This is a genomic window from Flammeovirga sp. OC4 (assembly GCF_000812565.1).
In the GTDB taxonomy this organism is placed as follows: Bacteria; Bacteroidota; Bacteroidia; order Cytophagales; family Flammeovirgaceae; genus Flammeovirga.
Genome location: NZ_JTAM01000066.1, coordinates 40,119 through 63,621 on the forward strand (window position 1 = coordinate 40,119; position 23,503 = coordinate 63,621).

Consider the following 23,503-nt stretch of genomic DNA (forward strand, 5'->3'; position numbering starts at 1 on the left):
AGGTAAGGAGAATAGAGTATATTTACAGAAGTTTTTTTTAAAGTATAAAACTCACCTATGATACAATCGATGACTGGCTTCGGCCAAGTAGCAATAGAAAACGAGCATTTCAGTGCTTCAATAGAAATTAAAACTCTTAATTCTAAGAATGCTGATTGCAATATTAAAATGTCATCAACTTTTTCAGACAAGGAAATTGAGTTAAGAAATTTATTAAGTTCAAAACTTCAAAGAGGTAAAATTCTTCTGATATTGAATTATGTTTCTAAACGCTCTGAAAGTTTAACGGCTTCGCTAAATACAGAAGTGATCAAAAGTTATTACAATAGCTTAAAGAGCATTTCTGAAGATTTAGATACGGACTCTAATAATCTTTTGGAAATAGTTATGAACATGCCTGAGGTTTTTTCGAAGGAAAACCAAGAGGATATTACCAAAGAAGATTGGCCAATTATCAATGATGCTATTTTAGAGGCAATTTCTAAAACAATAGAATTTAGAACAGAGGAAGGTAATGCTTTAGAACAAGCACTGAGAGGTGCCATAGTGAAGATTACTGAATACCTTGAGAAAGTAGTAGAGTTAGACCCTCAAAGAATTGAGCGATTAAAAGAGCGATTGAGAAATCAAATTGCTGAGTTTGAGAACAACGAAAACTTTGATGCCAATAGATTTGAGCAAGAATTGATTTTCTACATTGAAAAATTAGATATCAACGAGGAAAAAGTAAGACTTTCTCAACACTTAAAATACTTTATTCAGACTTTAGAGCAACCAAAATCAAACGGTAAAAAACTTGGTTTTATTGCACAGGAGATCGGTAGAGAAATTAATACAATAGGTTCTAAAGCTAACGATGTCGATATTCAAAAAATTGTGGTGAATATGAAAGACGAGTTGGAAAAAATTAAAGAACAGAATCTAAATATTCTATAAAAAGAAAAGGCATTATTCAACAATCAGAATAATGCCTTTTTTATCGAACTCAGGTGATTAATGCAGCTTATGCATTTCCTTTTCTAATTGCTTGTTCCCATTTCCAAGCAGATTCCATCATCTCATCAATTCCACTTTGAGCCTTCCAGCCTAAAATTTCATTGGCAATCGTAGTATCTGCCCAAATTTGCTCAACATCTCCTTCCCTACGGTCTACAATTTTATAGTTGACAGGAATGTCATTTATTTTTTCAAAAGCATTGATCACTTCTAACACTGAAGAACCTGTTCCTGTACCCAAGTTAAAGAATTCATATCCTTCTTCGTTCTTCTTCTCTATCAAACGTTCTGCTGCAATAATATGAGCTTTGGCCAAATCAACTACATGAATGTAATCACGAATTGCTGAACCGTCAGGTGTATTGTAATTATCACCGAAAACAGATAATTGCTCTCTAAGGCCAATGGCTGTTTGCGTAATAAACGGCACCAAGTTTTGAGGAACTCCTTTTGGTAACTCTCCAATCAATGCTGAAGAATGTGCTCCTACAGGGTTAAAATAACGGAGTGCTATGGCTTTTATCTCAGGGAAAGCTTTGACCGTATCTCTCAAAATCTCTTCGCAGATCTGTTTTGTATTACCATATGGAGATTCAGCAGGTTGCACTTTTGCCGACTCAGTTACAGGCAAATCATCAGGCTGACCATAAACCGTACAAGAAGACGAAAATACCATATTTTCCACCTTGTACTTCTTCATGCTGTTCAATAAATTGATCAAAGAACAGATATTATTTTGGTAATATTTCAATGGCTCTTTTACGGATTCACCTACTGCTTTAAAAGCGGCAAAATGAATTACAGAACCGATATTTGGATATTTTTCAAACAAAGCTTCAACACCACTTTCGTTGACTAAATTGAGTTCTTCAAAAAAGGGTCTTTGGCCTGTTATTTTTTCTATTCTATCAACAACTTCTATTTCTGAGTTGGATAAATCATCAACTATTATTACTTCATAACCTTGATTCTGAAGTTCAACAACTGTATGAGAACCGATGTAGCCAGTTCCTCCTGTTACTAATACTTGATTTTTTGACATTTTATTTAAAAATTAATCTTGAGATGATTTGACCTATAGTTCTAACTCTAAAGAAATCAAATTAATTCACTTTCACTTTATAGGTCTTATAATATTCTTCGGTAGATACTCTTAATAATAAGTATTGTCCTCTATAGCCTGAAGGTAGGTCTAGTGAAATGACAGCGGAATCGTTCTTACGTTCCAATTTCTCTATGAGTTGCCCTGCCATTGTATACCATACAAACTCTAATTCTACCCTTTTTAATTTAGAAGGAAGTTCAACTTTAACCGTTGTTCCATCGACAGGATTGGGATATATTTTTACTTTTTTAAATAAGCTTTCATTTTCCTCTAAATCAGTCACTAGTAAAGCTCTTTTATAATTGGGAACTCCATATCCATACAGTGTATCCGGTGATGAATAGTTATCCCCTGATCTTCTCAACCTCGAAATAACATCCATAGGCATTGTCCCTTCTGGCAAAGCTTGTAATAAACCTGCACACAACGCTGCCATTTGTGGTGCTGAAAATGATGTCCCGTTCGAGGTTTTTACCTCTCCAGTTGATCTTACTACCCATGCTCCTTCGCCGACTGCCATAACATCCGGCTTTACACGGCCATCCGCTGAAGGACCTACAGAGCTTGAAAATGCTTTTTTCAGAGTGGAACTGTTTACCGAACCTACCGTCAATACAAAAGGTGAATCAGCAGGGAATGATATTTTCTTCCAATTGCCTCCACCTTCATTTCCGGCAGAGGAAACGACTAAAATACCTTTTGAATAAGCATGGTTAGCACCTATTGTAATCCATGCTTTATCTCCTGTTAAATCCTCATGAGTATAATTTTGGGTAGCATCATCAAAATCATAATACCCCAAGGAACTTTGGATAATATCTACACCAATAGAATCCGCACGCTCTGCTGCAGCGACCCACATTAATTCCTCAATTCTACTTTCAAACGCTGTATTCTCTGTTCTGTATAAGTAATATGTGGCTTCAGGGGCTCCTCCTACATAATTTCCTTCGTCAAAAGCGGCCATTGTAGACAAAACATCGGCTCCGTGCGAATGATCATCAGCAACCTCTGCATTTTTATTATAGAAATCAAAAGATTCTCCTAAAATCAAATCATCAAAAAATGGATTGGAAGAGTAATTACGAAATCCTGCATCTAACACTGCGATGTGGATTCCTTCCCCTTTATAACCATCTTCATGCATTCTATCAATTCCCAAAAGAGCATTTTGTTCTTCCGATTTACCGTAGTCATACCCTTTTGATTTTAAATCTCTTTCTATGCCCCCCATCGATTTATCTGACATGTCCATGACTTTAGACACAGATTCAATTTTTTCAATTTCAGTAGGATCTGCATTACTAACAATTACGGCATTGAACCATTTTAAAGGATACCATATTTTAGCTCCCGTTGATGCAATATCATCGATATAAGATTGTACAACTGGTAAATCGGAAGAATCAATTGCGATATCCATTGATGTTCTTCTATTGATCGCTGATGCTGAAAGATATTCTTCCGGATTCGTTAGACTAAAAGTGGTTGATGCTTTATCGTGAAACTGTACAAGATGGAAGGTTTCTTGTGCAGAGAGCAACATAGATATATGGAATAGAAATATGGTAAAAACTGTCTTTTTCATAATAAAAAGTCAATATCTTCAGATTTTATGATAAGTACTGCACGCATTGTAAACTTAGTTATGCTTATACTCAAATAAGGTCCACTTTAAACCGTGATTTTTAAAAATGATCATCACTTATCATGGATCTAATTTGGTTTACGATGCACTTTAATAATGGGAATCTCAATTTAAAGCTAGTAAACTGATAATAGATAAAAAAATTCATTAAATAAGAAAAAACCTCTTTCTACAAAAATTATAGATCGAGGTCCATTCATATCTTATTTATTAGTGTAAAAATACAACTTTTTACAACAACAAGTCTTTATATTTGTTTTTTTAACCCCCAGATTTTTTAGCCTTGTATCCTGCTGCTTTCAACAGTTCCATGACCTTGTCTCTGAAGTCGCCCTGAATGATAATTTCTCCATCCTTGGCACTTCCTCCAACGCCACATTTTGATTTCAGCGTTTTGGCTAAACCTTTTAAATCATCATCACTCCCCACAAAACCTGTCACTAGAGTGGCTGATTTTCCTTTCCTATTTTTACGATCCAACATTACTCTTAAGTCTTGTTGGTTGGGTGGTAATGTTTCTTCCTCGAAATCTGATTCTGTTTCATATTCATAATCAGGATCAGTACTGAAAACTACACCTAAACGATCTTTCCAATCGCCTCCGTCATTATTATTTTTTCTCCCCATGATTGTTCGATTAATACAGGTCGTCTAACTTTAACTTTAAATATTTACTTATTGAAAAGTATACACTTGAGACTACTACTAAAGATCCCAAAATGACCGCTAATATACAAATAAACCCAATATCTTTTGAAGAGATCAGATAAACCAATTCTGGCATGGAGGCAATTGCTGATGCCGCCACCAACGCCAAACATATAGATGCGATTCCACCGCCAATAGCTCCTTGGATTGCCCCTCTGATTAAAAAAGGTTGCTTAATGAAAATTTGCGTGGCTCCCACAAGCTGCATCGAACGAATTAAAAATCGTTGAGAATAAAGTGCCAATCGAATCGAATTGTTGATTAAGATGATAGCCGTTGAGAAAAATATCAAGGATAAAGCAATCACAACAAAACCAATCGTTCTCATGTTACCTCTAATATTCTGAAGCATATTTTTAGTATAAACCACTTCATACACTCCTGTTAAAGATCCCAATTGATGCTTAACATCTTCCAGTGCACTTGTTTCAACCCCAACGTCAACACGTACAGCAAAAGCATCTCTCAAAGGGTTTTCACCAAGAAAACGCACAAAATCTTCACCAGTAGTCTCTATCATTATTTCCGCCGCTGATTCTTTACTGATAAACTGTGGCGCTTCCTCTTTTGAGACAAAAGAAAAGTTTTGAATCGAGGCGGCTAAGCTTTCTTGTTCTAGCTCTGTCAAGTCCTTATCTAAAATCACTTGCATCTCTATTCCACTTGAAAGTCTATTGGCTAATCTTTTCGTTCCGATGGCAAAAAGTCCAAACAGAGCGATCATAAATAATGCCGCCGAGATACTGAATAGTACGTTAGTATAAGGATAACTTCCAACGATTTTTTTCTTCATTGGTCTATAAAAAATTTTGCAATTAGGGGATAAGTTCCACTTGTGGGCTAAATAGCCTACAAAGTATAAACGATCAAAGTTAGTAGTTCTTGTCTATTTACCAATTAATTGGCGACTTCCCTTGTTGTTCTAAGTAATTATTGGCTTGTTGGAATTGATGATTGCCAAAGAAGCCTCTATGTGCGGACAAAGGAGATGGATGTACTGATTTTAGAACTAGATGCTTATTAGGATCAATCACTTTACCCTTTTTCTGAGCATAAGAACCCCAAAGGAAAAATACGACTCCTTCTTTTTCATTGGCTACTTTCTCAATCACAGCATCAGTAAATTGTTCCCAACCCTTGTTTTGATGTGATCCCGCTTTATGAGCTTCTACAGTAAGTGTTGCATTCAATAATAACACACCTTGATCTGCCCAACGTTCTAAATTACCAGAAGCAGGTCTAGGAATACCTAAATCAGCTTCAATTTCCTTAAAAATATTGACCAATGAAGGAGGTTGTTTGATTCCATCACTAACAGAAAAGCACAAACCATTGGCTTGTCCTTCTCCATGGTAAGGGTCTTGTCCTAAAATTACAACTTTTACCTTATCAAAAGAACAGTGGTCAAAGGCATTAAAAATCTTACCTGCAGGAGGGAAAATCGTTTTGGTGGCATACTCTTCTTTTACAAACTGAACAAGGTTTGCAAAGTAGGGTTGTTCAAACTCCGTATTTAGTTTATCCTTCCAAGATGCTTCTATTCTTACTTCCATATATGAAAAGGGAGTTACCTATCGGCAACTCCATATTTTTAATTGTTTTATGCTTTTACGATTTCGAATGACAAAGCTGCGGCAAGTTTTGCAGTACGCTTATCAATATCTAAACGTGGGTTCAATTCGGCAATATCTGATGAAATGACTTTACCACTTTTGTATACTTTCTTGAATAATCTCATAAAAGTAGGATTTGGCTCAACACCATTGTAAGCTGATGCACTTACACCTGGAGCATAATGTGCTGCAAACACATCCATACAAGTAGTTTGATAAACAAAATCAACACTATCCAAAAAGGCACTCAACTTATGAGTTGTTCCTACTTTGTCAGCCTCTGATAACCTTCTACCAGTAATATACTTTACATTGAGTTCGTTAGCCGTATCATAAAGTTTTTGGGTATTGCTGTTTTTCTGAATACCAATCACTAAATAATTGAACGATTTATTTTGCTCTTGTTGCTTTTGAGCAATTTGATAGAATGGTGTACCTGAACTAGGAAGTGGGTTAGGTTCTCTTAAGTCAAAATGAGCATCGAAATTAATGATACCTAATCTCTTTCCTGGGTGTACTTTATTCATATACGCGTTAACCCCTAAATAGTGAGCATAAGCGATTTCATGCCCGCCACCCCATACAAGTGGTCTATAACCTTTCGTCAAGACCATTTCAATCACTTTACCCAACGCTTCCTGAGCTCCTTCTAAGTCCTCATCAACACATTGAATATTTCCAAGATCCAAAAGGTGTACTGATTCAGGAAAATGAACCGGCAAGTTAGCACTCACTTTTCTCATCGCGTAGGGGCCGTCCAATGCACCTACTCTACCATTATTCCTCTTAACACCTTCATCGCACATGAATCCAATAATAGCAACCCCTGATTCTCCTTCTTGCAAAGTCGGCATTTCTTCCGTTTCCAAGTTGACTACTTGAACCTTCTGATGCCATCTCAAAACATCATATGTTTCTCCATCTATTCTTCCAGTCCAGATTGAAGGGTTTGTTGCTAGGTATCTATGGTCTATCATGTATTTATATATTGTATTTTTCTAATATTTTTTTTAATTCAACTAAAATGAATTTTTAGCGATTCACAAATTAACAAAAAGGTTGTTTAGGATAGAAAAATTATGTATATTAATTCCATTAACCCATTCAAAAAGTTTAATTAACATTCACCTGTTGTGCATACTAAAAAATTATTTTGGCTACTCATCTAACATAATTGTCATAATAATAATAGATGACGCATTAAATTCCATCACCCTGAACCTATCTCTGATAAATATAATTATCCCATGAAAAAACTTTCTTATACATCCACTTTAGAAAACGACGAACTTAACCAAGCCTCAACCGCAGATGAACTAGAAATACCTCGCGACACCCCCGAAGAGGAAGTCGTCAATAGCATAACACACGGTATTGCGGCATTACTAAGTGCAGTAGGACTAGCAATCTTACTCAATCAAATAGATGCCAATGATCCTAAATACATTATCTCTGCGATCCTTTTTGGAGGAAGTATGATCATTTTATTTACTTGCTCAACACTTCTTCACCTTCACTCAGACGATAACTACACCAAAACATTAGTAATTTTAGACCACTCCGCTATTTATTGGCTCATTGCCGGTACTTACACACCAATGTGCCTGATCGAAATACCTAACCAAGGCGGAACTGAACTCTTCATTGTGATTTGGGTGATTGCCATTCTTGGTACTATATTCAAAATGGTTGTTGCAGACCGTTACCAATGGGTCTCTATTACCTTGTATTTACTAACGGGATGGGTAGGTGTTTTTGTATTTCCTGAAATGTTGGAAGCTTTGGGAGAAGGTATGCAGTGGATCATAGCAGGAGGTCTAGCTTATACATTGGGCGTTCCATTTTATTTATGGAGAAAGCTAAGATATAATCATGCGGTATGGCACATTTTCGTAATGGTAGGAGCAGGACTAATATATTATGGATATTATCTATATATCTTCTAAAACAAATAGTATACATGACATAAAGTACAACAGCCCTGTAACTTGGTAATAGTTACAGGGCTGTTTTGTGTGCACTACGTCACTATTTATTTTCTTGAACAGACTTTCCTTTTTGAGAAGGATGCTGTCTAAACATTTTACGTTTATGTCTGTAGTCCAAGTAATATCCTATCATTGGAAATACTGTACTCAGAGTAATGATAAATAGTATCTTATATATTATTCCTTCTCCTTGCATAGTGGTATATTTTAGGTTCGAGTATTACAAATATACATGACGAAAGTCACCTTTCAAATCATTCTTAGTTGTTTTTACCATGAATCATTTTAGAGACAATATTTTTCTTATCTCTCAATTCACCTACAACAATACCAAAGAAGTGAATCACGATAAAACTCACCAGATAATAAAGGGATAATTTATGCATATCCTCCATCAATTCATGATCTCCAATATCATAAATTAAGCTCATTCCTGTAATCAAAGAACCGGCAATACAAACATAAAAAATGAAATAAACCCATCCTTCTACTTTTTCTCTCCCAGTCATATCATTTGAAGACAGAAAGTTTAGCTTTATTCCTTTTTCTTTTGCATTCGTGAGAAGTCTTAATACATAAAGACCAATCAATAAATAACCCGCATTGATGTGCCACTGCCACATGTTTCCACGAATAGCTTTGGCCACTTTCATAGCTTGATCTTTTGTGATTTCGATATCGAATGTTCCTAAATAGTTTAGAATTACATCACGCATATAGTACTTGCTCATCCAATTTTCACGAAGGAAAATGGTCATCAAAATAAAGAGCATAGTAAATGCAATCAGCCAGTGAAGTAGGCGATGAGGTAGACTGAAGTTTCTATTTGTCATTGTGCTTGAGGTGTAATATTAAATATTGTGACAATACTAGTTTGTCCCTAAAAAAATGTAAGTAATTACAATTCTACAAAATAATAAGAAGATTTTTCTTAGTAATTTCGAAATACAGTACATCACTTAAGGCAAAGTTAATAGTCTTTTTAATAAGTATTTACTATTTTTATCAGCACAACAATACAATTAAACACCCCTTATATGAAACAATTACTACAAAAGAGTTTACTATTTACTTTACTCTTCATCTCTTACAATTCATTTGCACAGGTTCAAAACGACAACTATCCCCTACTCGCTAGCTTTTATACTGAAGGTGGAAAATTTGAGGACAAAATTCAACTCTATATCGTCGAGTTTAGACATTCTTCTGAAGTAAACGTTAGTATTTCCTATGATAAAGTTTCTGGAGATCTCGTCTTAAAATTCATGGATAAAAGCGGTTCTGAACACAGAGAAGTTTTACATGGTTATGAACCAAAGTATAATGCGAATACACCTAGTGTAATCACTTTTTACAAAAAAGACGACACCAAAAAATCTGTTTCAATTACAGAATATAATGGAGGACTATCAGTCATTTGGAATGGGGAACAATACCATATGACATCATAGTGATTATAATTGATGTTTTAATTGTTAATGGTTAATTTCTAGGTATCAGTATCATCATTGCATTTTTTTGCAAAAAAATAGGGCTACATTCAGTATAGAATGTAGCCCTATTTATATATAATCTTTCAAAATCCAAGTCAGTTGTTATCTCAACTTGGACTCATAATATACATTTAATTTCGATCTTTGATATGTCGCATCTCCAGCAATTCCATCTGCCCAAAGAATTCTTCCTTTATCTACATCGTAGAAAGGTTTAATATCAATTACTCTAAGTGTCAATTGACCTGATAAGACGAAAGAAGCGATAGTTTGACCGCCTTTCTCATAGCTTAACATATACTTGTAAGCTGCATCTCTCATGTACTTACCTCTCAATGATGCCAACTTTAAATTGCGATCATCTGCTTCACCTGAAGCTTGACCTCTACCTTCCAATGAGATTCTATACATTCGATCAGGATTAGCTGTTAAATTCATCAAAATTCTATCACAAATCGCATCTAACTGCTCTTTTTGCTCTTTTGAGAATAAAGACATCTTTGTTTCTCCAGCTCCATAAGTTTCAGAACTGTAAACAACTCCTATTGGTTGATTTCTTAATTTTTCCCCTACAGGTACTAAATTATCATTGTATAAATTTACGCTCATTGGATTAATTTTTAAAGATTATAATTGAAAGAGTCTGACTTAAAAAAAAGTATGTTTTTATCGTCTTGACAACACAAAAGTATATAAACTCTACCAATTTACAAGAGTATTAAAGAAATAATTACAAAGTAAGAATACAAGTAACTGATTTTCAGTATCTTTAATTATTGATTTTCTTTTCTAATTCTACTTAATTCAGTTTGATAAAAGTCCTCATTTCTCTTCATTTCCTCCTGAGTTGCTTGCATCTCCTCAAGGTTTTGTCTCATCTCCTCCTCTTGTGACCTCATTTGTTCCGCCTGCTGTTGTGATATCGCAAGCAATTCTTTTAGTTTTTCGGATGCAAGTTTATTTAAAATGGTGATCGCTAAACTTTCACAAACTCTAGAAAGGAATTCTAATTTATATTTTTCGAGAACTTTAAAACTAGCAATTTCTATGACCCCTTCGACCTTATCATAAGCTTTCAGAGGATAGATAGCCACAAATGAAGCGGTAATATCTCCAAGGCCAGAACTGATATTCAAATAACCTGATGGAACATCTTCTAATATAATAGGTTTCTTTTCCAAGAAGCATTGGCCTATGAGCCCCTCGCCTTGTTCTATTTTATTTGAATTTAAATATTTTTTACGATCATAAGCATAAACAGACTGCCTTCTTAGATAATCCCCTCTTTCTTTGTCTTCAACTCTTGAGAAAACGGCAACTTGATTTAAATCCAAAACTTTAGCAAGGAAGCTTGTGGATTGATCAATAAGCTCATCTAAATTTTCGACAGTTCTTGTTAAATCATTAAACTCTGCAAGTCTTTGTGTGGTCCAAGTTCTTTGTTCATCTTCAATTTTAGTCACTTGAACTTTCTCTAACACCTCTCGAAGTTCCCTACCTGATTTTTCAAGCTCTATATTTCTTTCAATGCTTTCTCGGTTTAACCTTTCAGACTCCAATCGATACCTCATTCTTTCTCTTTGCATCAAAAGCATAAGGATCCCCATACCTAACAAACCTAGATAGGCTCCACGAGTGGAGTTTGGTGCATAAAGCGTTTCATAGTCAATCAAAGGGTCGTTTAGCACATCTTGTAACTTGAACATTGAAAGTAAAAAACAAGCTAAAAGAATAAATAATGACCATTGATATTTTTTCTCCCTAACATCAAAAATTAAAAATGGAATCAATAAATGAACCATTGCTACAATAAAACCTGATGTTCGAGGATTAGCACCTTCAGGTGTTAAAAAAGAATTATAAATGATTACAACACTCATTGGTACTAAACATAAAATCACCCTTGATACTTGAAACAATCGAAGGTGGTTCAAAGTCAGTACAATTAAGTTCCCCAGAATACCCATCAAAGGCCACTGCATTAGTACAGGAACTTTCATAATAGAAAGTATAAGATAAAACATCTGAAAAAAGGTCAAGTAAAAGGCAAACTGATTGGATGTAATCACCTTTTCTCTGGTAATTCCTTGAATATTTTTATCTAAACCTATTGAAAATATCTGCTGAAAAATGTTCATATATAAATAATTAAACGCTCTGCCATAGTTCGCTTCCCCTCCTCTCGCCGCTCATTTCATAAACTAAAAAGTACTTATAACAAATGTACTTAAAAACTTATATTATTTTATCACTCAAAAAAGAAACGTAAATTCATTTTTCTTTAGTATAAAAATCATGCACAAATGAATATTTCAAAAGACTTATACAAAACATCACTGACTTTATTGACCGATTTTTATCAAATCACCATGGCCTATGGGTACTGGAAGCAAAATAAAGGTGAACAAAAGGCAGTTTTCCATGGTTATTTTAGAAAAGCACCATTTAAAGGCGGTTATGCAATTTGTGCAGGATTAGGTTATGTGATAGATTACATTAATCAGTTTGAATTTACTCCTGATGATATTGCTTTTCTTGCTCAACAAAAGGACAATAATGATAAACCATTATTTGAAAAGGGCTTTTTGGATTATTTATCAAACCTAAAATTATCTGTCAATGTTTACGCTGTTGAAGAAGGTAGAGCAATTTTCCCAAACGAGCCTTTTATCAGAATTGAAGGCAACTTAATTGAATGTCAATTATTAGAAACTGCTATTTTAAACATTGTCAATTTTCAAACCTTAATCGCTACAAAGGCAGCTCGACTAAGAATAGCAGCTCAAGATGACACTTTATTAGAATTTGGACTAAGAAGAGCACAAGGGATCGATGGAGGTATTACAGCAACAAGAGCTGCTTATATTGGTGGTTTTGATGCTACTTCAAATGTATTAGCTGCAAAATTATTAGATATTCCTGTTAAAGGCACTCACGCTCACTCCTGGATTATGTCTTATGATGATGAACTAAAAGCGTTTAAGGCTTATGCTGAAGCGATGCCTACAAATTGTATTTTTCTGGTAGATACCTATAATACCTTAGAAGGCGTTAAAAAAGCCATCAAAGTGGGATTAGAATTAAGGGAAAAAGGATACGAAATGATTGGTATTCGACTGGATTCAGGAGATTTGTCATATCTGAGTATTGAGGCGAGAAAGCTTTTGGATGAAGGTGGATTCTCAAATGCTAAGATTGTCGCCAGCAATGATTTAGATGAATATTTAATCAACAACTTGAAAAAAGAACAAGAAGCAAAAATTAATGTTTGGGGCGTAGGCACTAAGCTTGTAACAGCATACGATCAACCTGCATTAGGAGGTGTCTATAAGCTTGGAGCAATTGAAAATGAAGACGGTCACTTAGATTACAAAGTGAAATTATCAGAACAAGTTAATAAAATTTCAACTCCAGGAATATTACAAGTTCGAAGGTTTAGGGATGAAAAAGGGAAATATAGTGCAGATGGTATTTACAATGAAGAATTTACCATGAGTGAAAATTGTACATTAATTGACCCTAATAACGGTATAAGATCCAAAAAAATCACTGAAAAAGATCAAGGCGAAGACCTATTAATACAAATATTCAAAGAAGGCTGTTTAGTTTATGAAAAACCTAGTATTCATACGTCAAAAGATAAAACGTTAACGGAATTAAGTCGATTTGACAATAGTATTAAGCGTTTTTATAATCCACATGAATACCCCGTAGGGCTTGAAAAAGGCTTATATGAATTAAAATTAGAGGTTATCAATAATTTAAAGTAATTATCATCATAGAAAATTTCGATTAACAGTAGAAAACCCTAATTTTGGGTAGATAGTGATAGGATTTTTGTAAGATACATTGCATTGTTGCTTTTTGATATCGGAAGGAGAGTGAAATGCAATAGTTTTATTAACGATAAACTGTTTAGTTAATAATCCAGCGTTGAAAGAGATCACTATTTCTGTAATTAATTTTTTTAACTGTTAGCGTTAAGCAAATTACTATATGGCTTCAGAAGCAAAAAAAAATATTAGAAAGAACATATATAAACCCAATGCTACCGTTCAACCCACTTCTGCTACCCCACATGAAGAAAGAACGGAAAGGCCTTCAAGAGTGAAAATGCCAAGCATATCTATCAGTAACAATAAGTTTAGTGATCCTCGATTGAAGACAAGCCTTGGTTTATCTTTAATGTTTCTTTCGATCTACACCTTCCTCGCTTTATTCTCTTTTATTTTTACGGGTAAAGCTGATCAAAGTGTAATTGAAAATGTAGGGGGGATTAGCAACTTGATTTCATCGGGTAAAGAAGTCCAAAACTGGCTTGGACTTTTGGGGGCATCCTTATCTCATTTATTGATCTACAATTTATTTGGTATAGGTACTGCATTGTTGATTCCAATGCTTTTTATTGGTGGATATGAATTGTTCACTTTAGGAAAAGGAAAATTGATCCGATTCAGGAAGCTTTCCTACATCTGTTTGTTCTACATGATGTGGACCAGTATTTTATTAGGCTACTTTGTAGTTGTCAATGATTCTCCTAATTTCCTAGGATTCCTCTGTGGCAAAATTGGTTTTACTGTAGCTGACGGACTTTACAGTTTGATTGGGTGGGGAACCGTAATTTTACTGATTTTATCGGTTTTAATCCATACAGTTTATATCACAAAGTTTAAAAAAGTCACTTCTCTGATCGGAAGAGTGACTAAGAATAATGTAGAAGGGCCTATTACTTCAACAACAGCCCCATCTTCAGAAAGCATTGAAGAAACAGAAGAAGAAGAGATTCAAGACAATATTGATAATACTTTAGAAGATGATTCAGAAGAAGTAGAAGATAAAATTTCTTCTGAAGAGGAAGAAGTGACAGAAGAAAGAGATACAGCATTAGAAAATGAGATTGTCAATACTATTTTAGAAAAAGACAACACAACTCCACCTCCTGCTGAGATTATTCCTCACTCGGACAACACTCCTTCAGTAGTTGAGGAGAAAAAAGAGCAAAATGAACCTCAACAAATTAAGGTCGATCCAATTTCTGTTGATGTCAATATTCAAGTAGAACATGTTCAAGTAGGTGAAGCAACTCCGGTTCCACCTTCACAAAACTATTCTGAACATAGAACTCAAAAGTCAAAACAAGAACCACTGCCTCCAGTTCCTCCTAAACAGGAAATTCCCGCTTCTACTTCTAAAGAACCAGAGCCTGCTCCTTCTTATGAATTAGAAAAAGAGGATAAAAAGTCGGATCCTATCGCCTTAGATCCTCCTGCTCCAGCACCTAAGGTAGACAAATCGATAGACCCTCATCAGTTGAGTAATGTCTCTAACACTGATGATGTAGATAAAGCTGATTTAAATATTCAATTTGAAGAAGAGGAAGAAGATTTCATTCAAGTAGAAGATTTGGATGAATATGATCCTAAGCTCGATTTAAGTCATTATAGACACCCTAGCTTAGAGCTTTTAAACCCTCCTGTTGAAAACAAAGCGAAGGTGACTAAAGAGGAGCTTGAAGAGAATAAAGAACGCATTGTAAATACCTTAAGACATTTCAAAATAGGTATTTCATCTATCAGTGCCACGATTGGTCCTACAGTAACACTTTATGAAATTGTACCTGAGGTAGGCATTAAAATCTCTAAAATCCGAAACCTCGAAGATGATATTGCACTAAGCTTAGCTGCTTTAGGTATTCGTATTATTGCCCCTATTCCTGGTAGGGGTACTATTGGTATTGAAGTACCCAACAGTAATAGAGAGATGGTTTCTATTTCTTCAGTTTTGGCCACTGAAAAATTTGCAAAAGCAAAAATGGACCTTCCAATCGCCTTTGGCCGCACGATCTCCAACGAAGTTTTTGTGACTGACCTTGCAAAAATGCCTCACGTATTGATGGCAGGTGCTACAGGTCAAGGTAAATCAGTAGGTATCAATGTTCTTTTGAGCAGTTTACTCTATAAGAAGCACCCTTCTGAATTGAAGTTTGTAATGATAGACCCGAAAAAGGTAGAACTTTCATTATTTAATAAAATTGAAAGACACTTCCTTGCTAGTTTACCTGATGCGGAAGAAGCCATTATTACAGATACTAAAAAGGCAATCCATATCTTGAACTCATTATGTACAGAAATGGATATGCGTTACTCTTTGTTGAAATCAGCAGGAGTGAGAAATATCAAAGAATACAATGCAAAATTCAATAGTAGAAGACTAAACCCTAAAAAAGGACATCGTTTTCTCCCCTACATTGTATTAGTAATTGATGAATTGGCAGATTTGATGATGACAGCAGGTAAGGAAATTGAAGGCCCCATTGCTCGTCTAGCACAATTAGCCAGAGCAATTGGTATACACTTGGTAGTTGCCACTCAACGTCCTTCAGTAGATGTCATTACGGGTATGATCAAAGCCAACTTCCCTGCCCGAATTTCATTTAGAGTAACTTCTAAGATCGACTCAAGAACTATCTTAGATGCCGGAGGAGCCGATCAATTAATCGGTATGGGTGATATGTTATTATCGACAGGTAATGATATTACTCGTTTACAATGTGCTTTTATTGATACTGATGAGGTTGAAAAGCTTTGTGATTTCATTGCGGATCAAACAGGATTCGCTACAGCTTATATGTTACCAGAGTTCGAAGAAGAACAACCTGCAGGTAAAGATGCAGGAGGAAGAAGTGTTGACGATAGAGATGATCTTTTCGAAGAAGCAGCACGTTTACTCGTAAGACATCAGCAAGGGAGTACATCATTAATTCAACGAAAATTAAGTTTAGGATATAATAGAGCTGGCCGAATTATTGATCAATTGGAAGCAGCTGGAATTGTTGGACCATTTGAAGGTAGTAAAGCAAGGCAAGTAAATGTAAAAACTGAAATGGATCTTGAGGTTCTTTTAAGAACATTAGAATAAAGTTTGAAACATTTTACCCTTCTTTTTACGTTTAAATAGGCTATAACAAAAAACTGAACAAAATAGAATCATAATTTAGCATGACAACCACAAAAAAATATATATTCGTATTACTTTCTTTTTTATTTATTTCTACTCAATCTTTATTCGCTCAGCAAGATGAAAAAGCAAAAAAGATATTAGATGAAATGAGTAATTTTTATCAAGGACTTAATGCATTTAGTGCTGACGTTCACCAAGAAGCCATCAGTACAAGTGAAGGAAAATTAGGTGATATTGATATGAAAGCAATTATCAGCGGAAATAAATATCAGCTTCAATTAGATGGTCAAACTATTTACAGTGACACCAAAGATGTTTATAGATATGATCAAGAAATGGAAGAAGTTACGATTGAATCTGCTGAAGGAGATGATGAAAGTTTAACAGGTTCACCATCTCAAATTTATACTTTATATCAAAAAAACTTTAAGTATTTGCATGCTGGCAAAGAGAATGGTTTAGATATTATTGATCTTAGCCCTGATAAAAGTTTAGATATTAATTATTTCCGTATTAGAATGTATATCAAGTCTTCTACGAAAGAGTTGGTAAAATGGGAAATGTACGAAAAAGGAAACTTAATGAAGTATGTTTACGTGATTAACAACTTCGATAAAAATGTTACAGTCTCAGATAGCGATTTCAAATTCAATGTTGCTTCTCACCCTGATGTTGAAGTAGTTGATTTAAGATAGTCGATGCAAAATATTAAGCATAAAAAAACGTATCAAGTAACCTTGATACGTTTTTTTATATCCTGATTTCTCAGCTTTATGCTACTGGAGCAGTGGCTTTGAATAATACCGCTTCGCTTGAAGTTGATATCGAATAGTTCGCATCTACTAACAACAATGCTACCTCACCTCTTGTTAAAGTTAAAGTATCATCGCCTTCAGTAATAGTTGCCTCACCTTCAGAAACAATGATGATCTGAGCCGTTTTAGCAGTATGCTTATACGTATCTCCATCTTTCAAAGAGATTCTAGACAATTCAAAATCTGGAGCAGGGCTCTTATAGATTCTCTCTAAACCGTCAGCTTGCAACTCACCATCCATCACGTTTGGATGTGTTTCATCAAAAGTAACGTGCTTTAATAATTCAGGTACATCAACGTGCTTAGGCGTTAAACCACCTCTCAATACGTTGTCAGAGTTAGCCATTAACTCCATATTTTGACCTTCTAAATAAGCGTGAGGAAGACCTGCATCTTGGAATACAGCCTCTCCAACATCTGCTTTTACAATATTGAAGAAATAAATCGAGTAAATTCCTTTATCCAAATCTTCTCCTTCAGCTTGTAAAGCAACTGATTTTGCTGTCCAATAATCTGGAGATGATTTTTCGATTTTCCCTTCATTGTACAATGGCATTACTCTGTCCACAAGAGAACGTAATTTTTCATTCACTTGAGCAGGAGTATACTCCATTACAGTTTTATATAATTCATAGTACCCTCCATTTTCAAAAACTTCAACTAAGTCAGAAAACTCAGGTACAGTAGTTAACACCTCTTTAAGTTTGTCTTTTGGTAAGAAACCATGCAATAAGTAAAACTCCGATAACGCCACCATAATTTCTGGTTTATGGTTATCATCTTTATAGTTTCTATGTGATGCTGTTAAAGGAATGCCTTCTTCATTTTCTCTAGCAAACCCTTTTTCGGCTTCCACTTTGGTAGGGTGTACTTGGATTGATAGAACATCTTTTACATCCAATACTTTGAATAAAAATGGTAAACGGCCAAATTTTTCATTGATGTAAGTACCGATAGTTCCTTTTGGATCTTCTTCAATCATTTTGTTCAACAATTGAGATTCACCAATTTGGGCTGGAGCATTATTGTGTGCACCCATCCAATACTCGGCGTAAGGCTTGTCTTCTTGTGGTATAGATACTAATTCGGGGATGAACGAACTACCTCCCCATGCGTAGTTTTGGACGATTCCTTTTAATGGAAATAATTTTGACATTTGTAATATTTGGTCTTATAAGTAGATAATAATGTTTGTATGTAAGTTTACAGATTAAATTGATAACTTCATGCATCAGTTAACCTATATACTTTGTGACTGTTTTTCTATAATAGACGATCGACAACTCACTTAATGGTCACAAAAATAGAAATATTTTTATCACTTCTATACTAACAAAACCTTATAAAATAGAAAATTGGAATATATGGATAAATATCTAACCTTCAAGTTCAAAAAGTTTGACATAGGTCATCAAAATTCTGCCATGAAAATCGGTACAGATGGAATTTTATTGGGTGCTTGGGCTAATTTAATCGGTTGCAGAAATGTATTAGATCTTGGAACTGGTTCTGGATTGGTTGCACTGATGTGTGCTCAAAGATATGGAGATATCAAGTTTACAGGGTTAGATATTGATAAGGAAGCTAGCATTCAGGCGAGGATCAATTTTGAAAATTCACCTTTCTCAGATCAACTAAAAAGCGTGCATTCTTCTATACAAGAGTTTAAAAATGAGGATCAAGTTCAGTTTGATGCCATTGTAAGTAACCCTCCTTTTTTTAAAGACAGCCTCAAAGCAGAAAATATCCAAAGAAATACCGCTAGACATACCGACAATTTAAGTATGGATGAATTATTTCAATTCTCATCTAATTTACTCCATGAAGGTGGAAAATTAATTATCATCTATCCTTTTGATCAACTTTCTCAGCTTAATCAAGTCGCCTTGAATTACAACTTTCACGTTGACAAACAGGTTAATATCAGTCATAATTCCTCAAAACATCCTAAAAGGGTTTTACTAGAGTATCTCTACAAGGCTGAAACACGTAAACTAATTATAGACTTTAATATACGCAACGATAAGGGAGAATACTCCAATGAATATATCTCACTTACAAAAGACTACCATCCGTTTTTATAATGAAAAATAAAACCAACATCTTACTAGATTCAACTACTATTGATACATTATATACATCCATCCACCAAAATATTGGAGGGGAAAGAATTGATAATAGGATCATTGGTAATACCAGCCTAGGTAATGTACACCTTGAGTCTTTCAATCAGATCAAGGATTTTAATATTAGTATTAATCAGTTGAGCCTCAATAAAACTGCTCATATCTATAATAATGTAGATAATGGAGAAGGTAATATATATATGCTCATCGTAAGAGACGAAGGTACAATATTTGCCAATACTGGTGAACGAAAACTAAAAGAGGTAAAAAAACACGAGTTCATCATTTACTCTAATATCAATAAAGTAATCCTTGAATTTCCTAAAGATCAGTCCCTATCGTTAATTGGACTTCGTGTAAATAGAGATCAATTAGTTGCTCTACTTGATCACTCCGTAGAGTCCTATCAAGAATTAACAAATCATCTATCAGAAAATATCATTATAGATCAAGTTACACCTGAGGCTTTACATATTATAGAGGAAATTGTAAAAGTTCAGAACAGTACTGTTATAGGACGCTCGTCTATTATTATAGGAAAGGGGTTGGAATTAGCGGGGCGCTTCCTTACTCAAACATATCAGAAAACTCAAAATCAAAGCATAACCACCAATCGTATTTCTCAAGAAGAAATAGAGCTTTATTATGAGATTAAAGATTACTTACTGCAAGATTATGAGAACATACCTACCATTACTGCTATTGCAAAAGAGTTTGGTATTGGTGAGACTAAACTAAAAGAGCGTTTTAAGTCCATCTTTGGAAAACCAATATTCAAATTTGTGACAACGCATAGAATGCTAGATGCTCACCGTCTAATTGAGATGACAGACAAACCGGTATCAACGGTAGCAAAAGAGGTAGGATACCCCCATTTATCTAAATTTTCTATGGTTTTCAAGAAACATTATGGATATACCCCATCAGAATTAAGGAAAAATACGGTTATTAATGCTTATTAAAAGTATTCGACCAAAGTGGTAAATAAAAAGTCTAAAGTGATAAATCTAAAGGTTATAGTTGGCGTTATAATAACTATCAAAACCAATTGAAATATTAATTTTTAACTTTTACAAAAATGAAGTTTACTACACAAATGATCTATAAAAACGTTTTCCGTTTCTTTCTATTGGCTATCTCTGCATTAACAATTGCAAGCTGTAGCAAAGACAACGATGAGATTACACCAGACCCTGTATCTTCTATTGAAATTACAAACTTAGAAGACGGTGCTGAAATTACAAGTGCTGTTGCTTTCGATTTAGAAACAGCTGTATCTTCTTTAAGCGGTACAATTGAAGAACCTAAAGTGTCTTTCACTAACGTTAAAACTGGTGATACATTTGAATTTGATTTAATAGGTAAAATGCCTGAAATCGAAGGTCCTATCAACACTACTATGACTGCTAAAGTAGAAGGTTTAGTAAAAGGTGAGTATGACGTTATTGCTTCTTTCCAAGAAACACTTGTGTCTAATAACATTGTGATTTCTGAGAAAATCAACATCACAGTATTAGACAAAGAGCCAAGAAACTAATCTTTCTTGATTCTAGGAACACGATATAATACATCCACGAAACAAAAAATCCCTAGTCAATTGATTAGGGATTTTTCCCTTTTTGAAAAGGGTAACTTATTTTTCATTGAACACCTGGTTAATTTATAATCAGGTGTTTTTTTATTGCTTTTCGATAAGGTAAAAACCACATGTAGTGACAAAGTTTCTTATCCAAGGAATATCACCTAAAAAAGGAATTTTCTTTCTTGGTTTCAACCCAAATTTATATTCATAGATTGGGTTGATGAAGTATAAAGTTCTATCAATGATTTTGTAATCCGAAGCCTTACTGATTCTTTCAAATCGCTCTAGAGATATACCTGTTTCCTTAATTTCCATTAATTCGGTCACATGCCCTTCTGCCACATTTCCATTTTTAAGGATAAACTTATATACTGGAGCTGGCAGTAAATGAAAATAAGGAAGCTTAGATAATACTTTACTGGCACAAATCTGCTGATGGCCTCCAAAAGGCATTTGCCAAGGTGGAAATCCAAAAAATATCTTTCCTTTAGGTTTTAAGAAACTTCTGAAATAATGGATAATTTTCTCTTGATTAGGAATATGCTCAATGACATCTTTCAACACAATCAAATCAAACTTATCATCTAAATCTTTTTCAACATCTATATCATACACATTTTTACCAATGACTTTTGCCTGTCCTTGATCAATGTATTCTTTTAAGAATTGATTTGCTAAAGCTACTCTATCTAAATTTAATTCAATCCCCATACCAATACAGCCTCTATCTAAAAAAGCTTTCAGCACACCTCCTTCTCCGCAGCCTACTTCTAATACTCTGGTGTTTTTTGTTATAGGGTATGATTGTTCGATAAAGGGAATAACATATTTGTTAGCGTTATCAGTTTGATATGAAAAATATACCTCTTTATCCTGATGAAACTCAAAAGCCATCGTTTGATGTTTTAGTCTATTAATTTATTAATCAGTGGTGATCGTGTTATTTCTAACCCATTCAAAGTGCTCACCAAAGTAAAAAATGACAATATTCATTATTATGCCCCAAAATACGGCACTTAAAAACATATATGATATTATTCTGCGTTTTTTTTCACCAAAAGACAAAGCTATTAACATTCCTATAGGCGGTCCAAAAAGAATTGGGGTCAAAAAAGCAACTCCTTTCATTCCGTAGCCTTGCCAAACTCTCACAATCATACGATTCCTTTTCGTAAACAAACGGCGTACTTTTCCACGGTTCATCCATTCCAGAATCTTCTTTCTCGCTTTGGCTCCCATATATGTTAAAGTAACAACAGTCAGCATCATACCTAAAATTGTGATCACGGTTGTCTCTACGATTGTAAGTCCAGTCGTTAGCCCTATTATAGGTCCAAATAAGAATTTTACAGCACTGATGAAGAGTAGTGAAATATATTTTGTAAGTAGATCTAACATTCTATTATTATCGTTACCTCTTTATAATATGAACACAAAAGAGTGAAAGATAAATCAATTTTCATCTAAAAAATTAATTTAATTCCATTTATTATTGAAAAATAACTGATTATCAGCACAAAAATTCTTTATTAACATCATATACTTTAAAATAGTTTCAAGTTGATGTATTTTTGTCTCACTAAGAGCAGCCCAATACGGGCACTTTACAAACTACAACAAGAAACTTTAAAATGATCTTTTTAAGAACCTTTTTATTCTTCTTACTCATTATCACTGTGTCAACATCTTCACCTAATGCCAGTACTTATCATTATAAAGGTGACAACTTACTACAGTTGGAAAATGAGTCCCTTCTATCAACATTATACGATACTGCTCACCTAAAGGATGAGGGTTTGTCTTTTGATGCCTTTAAAAAAGGGATGATTGCCTACCTCAATTTGATTAATAAAAAACAAATTAATAATACAAGAGTAGTAAGTATACTCGATTTTAATCAACCTTCAACCGCCAAGCGTTTTTATATTATTGATGTAACATCAGGAAAGTTGCTTTTAAAAACTTATGTTTCTCATGGGGTCAACTCAGGCTTACTTTATGCCGAGAATTTTAGTAATATCGTCAACTCCAAACAAAGTTCTTTAGGTATTTATAAAGCAGCAGAAACTTATACTGGTAAATACGGCTTGTCACTTAAGTTAGATGGGTTGGAAAGAAACATTAATGATAATGCACGAAAGAGAGCGATTGTGCTCCATCCTGCTAAATATGTTTCAGAGCATTTTATTCATCAAAATGGATATATGGGAAGAAGTTTCGGCTGTCCTGCGGTATCATATCAAGATCATAAAAAGGTAATTCAATATATCAAAGGAGGTAGTGTGCTTTATATTCACACGGATGTCGAACGTTATCAGGACGAAACTTTATTTTCACTTCCTAAAAACTCATTAGAGCTTTTAGCACAGTACACTAACATTCCTCCACAAAAAATCATTAAATACTAAGCAAATTGTAAACTAAATTTTCGTCAACTTTAAATCAGCCTTTCTGCCAGCATTTATAGGA

Annotated in this window: 22 protein-coding genes; 10 read left to right on the forward strand and 12 right to left on the reverse strand. The window is 34.4% G+C overall.

The genetic code is table 11. The features are described 5' to 3' along the window. The first annotated feature begins 57 nt into the window (after window positions 1-57). Window positions 58-936 (forward strand): YicC/YloC family endoribonuclease, encoded by an 879-nt coding sequence (locus PL77_RS23760; RefSeq protein ID WP_044211007.1) that lies wholly within the window; start codon window positions 58-60, stop codon window positions 934-936. 67 nt (window positions 937-1,003) lie between these two features. On the opposite strand, the gene galE is transcribed toward PL77_RS23760, so the two are convergent. From galE to hutG, 6 genes are all read right to left on the reverse strand, one after another. Then, window positions 1,004-2,038, reverse strand: a complete 1,035-nt coding sequence (gene galE, locus PL77_RS23765; RefSeq protein ID WP_044211009.1) for a UDP-glucose 4-epimerase GalE — start codon at window positions 2,036-2,038, stop codon at window positions 1,004-1,006. A gap of 61 nt (window positions 2,039-2,099) precedes the next feature. Then, window positions 2,100-3,689 carry a S8 family peptidase gene (locus tag PL77_RS23770; RefSeq protein ID WP_044211010.1) on the reverse strand — a complete coding sequence of 530 codons (1,590 nt, stop codon included), beginning with the start codon at window positions 3,687-3,689 and terminating at the stop codon, window positions 2,100-2,102. A 321-nt stretch (window positions 3,690-4,010) separates the two neighbouring features. Continuing rightward, complete coding sequence (locus PL77_RS23775) at window positions 4,011-4,376, reverse strand: translation initiation factor (RefSeq protein ID WP_044211011.1); 366 nt, start codon at window positions 4,374-4,376, stop codon at window positions 4,011-4,013. Window positions 4,377-4,386: 10 nt separating this feature from the next. Beyond that, window positions 4,387-5,181 (reverse strand): ABC transporter permease, encoded by a 795-nt coding sequence (locus PL77_RS23780; protein WP_156152513.1) that lies wholly within the window; start codon window positions 5,179-5,181, stop codon window positions 4,387-4,389. A gap of 166 nt (window positions 5,182-5,347) precedes the next feature. After that, complete coding sequence (ung, locus tag PL77_RS23785; protein ID WP_044211015.1) at window positions 5,348-6,010, reverse strand: uracil-DNA glycosylase; 663 nt, start codon at window positions 6,008-6,010, stop codon at window positions 5,348-5,350. A 47-nt stretch (window positions 6,011-6,057) separates the two neighbouring features. Then, window positions 6,058-7,047, reverse strand: coding sequence for a formimidoylglutamase (hutG, locus tag PL77_RS23790; RefSeq protein WP_044211017.1), 990 nt, complete (start codon window positions 7,045-7,047; stop codon window positions 6,058-6,060). Window positions 7,048-7,317: 270 nt separating this feature from the next. On the opposite strand from hutG, the gene PL77_RS23795 reads away from it, so the two are divergent. Further along, a complete protein-coding gene (locus PL77_RS23795) occupies window positions 7,318-8,016 on the forward strand; it encodes a hemolysin III family protein (protein ID WP_044211019.1) in 699 nt (232 codons plus the stop codon). 302 nt (window positions 8,017-8,318) lie between these two features. Here the strand turns inward: PL77_RS23795 and PL77_RS23800 are convergent, their stop codons facing one another. Then, window positions 8,319-8,891 (reverse strand): cytochrome b/b6 domain-containing protein, encoded by a 573-nt coding sequence (locus PL77_RS23800; RefSeq protein WP_044211021.1) that lies wholly within the window; start codon window positions 8,889-8,891, stop codon window positions 8,319-8,321. Window positions 8,892-9,095: 204 nt separating this feature from the next. Between PL77_RS23800 and PL77_RS23805 the strand changes: the two genes are divergently transcribed. Then, window positions 9,096-9,509 carry a hypothetical protein gene (locus PL77_RS23805; protein WP_044211023.1) on the forward strand — a complete coding sequence of 138 codons (414 nt, stop codon included), beginning with the start codon at window positions 9,096-9,098 and terminating at the stop codon, window positions 9,507-9,509. Between the two features lie 144 nt (window positions 9,510-9,653). Here the strand turns inward: PL77_RS23805 and PL77_RS23810 are convergent, their stop codons facing one another. After that, complete coding sequence (locus tag PL77_RS23810) at window positions 9,654-10,160, reverse strand: hypothetical protein (RefSeq protein ID WP_044211025.1); 507 nt, start codon at window positions 10,158-10,160, stop codon at window positions 9,654-9,656. Window positions 10,161-10,324: 164 nt separating this feature from the next. Continuing rightward, window positions 10,325-11,689: a GAF domain-containing protein gene (locus PL77_RS30975; protein ID WP_052444681.1), complete on the reverse strand. Its 1,365-nt coding sequence runs from the start codon at window positions 11,687-11,689 to the stop codon at window positions 10,325-10,327. A 165-nt stretch (window positions 11,690-11,854) separates the two neighbouring features. On the opposite strand from PL77_RS30975, the gene PL77_RS23820 reads away from it, so the two are divergent. The 3 genes from PL77_RS23820 (at window position 11,855) to PL77_RS23830 (ending at window position 17,206) form a co-directional block, all read left to right on the forward strand. Continuing rightward, window positions 11,855-13,321: a nicotinate phosphoribosyltransferase gene (locus PL77_RS23820; RefSeq protein ID WP_044211027.1), complete on the forward strand. Its 1,467-nt coding sequence runs from the start codon at window positions 11,855-11,857 to the stop codon at window positions 13,319-13,321. A gap of 226 nt (window positions 13,322-13,547) precedes the next feature. Continuing rightward, window positions 13,548-16,469, forward strand: coding sequence for a DNA translocase FtsK (locus tag PL77_RS31595; protein WP_082026702.1), 2,922 nt, complete (start codon window positions 13,548-13,550; stop codon window positions 16,467-16,469). An 80-nt stretch (window positions 16,470-16,549) separates the two neighbouring features. Beyond that, a complete protein-coding gene (locus PL77_RS23830; RefSeq protein ID WP_044211028.1) occupies window positions 16,550-17,206 on the forward strand; it encodes an outer membrane lipoprotein carrier protein LolA in 657 nt (218 codons plus the stop codon). A gap of 76 nt (window positions 17,207-17,282) precedes the next feature. Here the strand turns inward: PL77_RS23830 and manA are convergent, their stop codons facing one another. Further along, window positions 17,283-18,482, reverse strand: coding sequence for a mannose-6-phosphate isomerase, class I (gene manA, locus PL77_RS23835; protein ID WP_044211029.1), 1,200 nt, complete (start codon window positions 18,480-18,482; stop codon window positions 17,283-17,285). A 208-nt stretch (window positions 18,483-18,690) separates the two neighbouring features. On the opposite strand from manA, the gene PL77_RS23840 reads away from it, so the two are divergent. The 3 genes from PL77_RS23840 (at window position 18,691) to PL77_RS23850 (ending at window position 20,989) form a co-directional block, all read left to right on the forward strand. After that, the gene (locus tag PL77_RS23840) at window positions 18,691-19,410 is read left to right on the forward strand and encodes a tRNA1(Val) (adenine(37)-N6)-methyltransferase (protein ID WP_044211030.1); all 720 of its coding nucleotides are present in this window, start codon (window positions 18,691-18,693) and stop codon (window positions 19,408-19,410) included. Next, entirely contained in the window at window positions 19,410-20,414 is a 1,005-nt protein-coding gene (locus PL77_RS23845) for an AraC family transcriptional regulator (protein WP_044211031.1), read from the forward strand. The genes PL77_RS23840 and PL77_RS23845 overlap by 1 nt, the downstream gene beginning before the upstream one ends. 116 nt (window positions 20,415-20,530) lie before the next feature. After that, entirely contained in the window at window positions 20,531-20,989 is a 459-nt protein-coding gene (locus PL77_RS23850; RefSeq protein WP_044211032.1) for a hypothetical protein, read from the forward strand. Window positions 20,990-21,130: 141 nt separating this feature from the next. Here the strand turns inward: PL77_RS23850 and PL77_RS23855 are convergent, their stop codons facing one another. Together PL77_RS23855 and PL77_RS23860 are read right to left on the reverse strand one after the other, a co-directional pair. Further along, complete coding sequence (locus tag PL77_RS23855) at window positions 21,131-21,928, reverse strand: bifunctional 2-polyprenyl-6-hydroxyphenol methylase/3-demethylubiquinol 3-O-methyltransferase UbiG (protein ID WP_044211033.1); 798 nt, start codon at window positions 21,926-21,928, stop codon at window positions 21,131-21,133. Between the two features lie 27 nt (window positions 21,929-21,955). Continuing rightward, window positions 21,956-22,432, reverse strand: coding sequence for a hypothetical protein (locus PL77_RS23860; protein WP_044211034.1), 477 nt, complete (start codon window positions 22,430-22,432; stop codon window positions 21,956-21,958). Between the two features lie 233 nt (window positions 22,433-22,665). Between PL77_RS23860 and PL77_RS23865 the strand changes: the two genes are divergently transcribed. After that, on the forward strand, window positions 22,666-23,442 hold the full coding sequence (locus PL77_RS23865) for a murein L,D-transpeptidase catalytic domain family protein (RefSeq protein WP_063769048.1): 777 nt from the start codon (window positions 22,666-22,668) through the stop codon (window positions 23,440-23,442). The last annotated feature ends 61 nt before the right edge of the window (window positions 23,443-23,503 follow it).